The sequence below is a fragment of the Nocardia sichangensis genome (genome assembly GCF_047200615.1).
Taxonomy (GTDB): Bacteria; Actinomycetota; Actinomycetes; order Mycobacteriales; family Mycobacteriaceae; genus Nocardia; species Nocardia sichangensis.
Genome location: NZ_JBJZOK010000139.1, coordinates 1 through 496, shown reverse-complemented (window position 1 = coordinate 496; position 496 = coordinate 1). Strand labels below are relative to the sequence as shown.

Sequence of the window (496 nt, the reverse complement as noted above, 5' to 3'; positions counted from 1 at the left end):
GTGGACGGCCAACCGGCGCGGCGACGGGATACGCAAACTCTGGCGCGCCGGCCACAACATCTGCCGCGACCAGGTCGCGCGGCTGATGCGACTGGCCGGGATCGACGGGGTCGTGCGCGGGCGGCGCACCACACGATCACCACAGAACGCGACCGCGACCGGCCTGCGCGGCATCCGGACCTGATCGGGCGGGCCTGGTCGCAACCGGTTCGGCCGGATCAGTGGTGGGTCGCCGATTTCACCTACTGCCCGACACTGGCCGGGTTCTGCTACACCGCGTTCTGCGTCGACGTGTACTCACGCCGCATCCTCGGCTGGCGGGTGATGACCAGTAAGACGACCCCGTTGGTGACCTCGGTGCTCGAGCAAGCGTTGTCCACCCGCCGGAGGGCCGACTTTCGTTTCACCGCAACAGGTTTGGTCCATCACTCCGACGCCGGAAGCAATATACGTCGCTGGCTTTCACCGAAACGCTGCGAGGCTCGGGTATCGCCGG

1 pseudogene is annotated in these 496 nt (G+C 67.3%); it reads left to right on the top strand.

From position 1 onward, the window contains the following. Positions 1 to 496, top strand: a pseudogene (locus tag ACL03I_RS39495) (DDE-type integrase/transposase/recombinase); the annotation flags it as partial.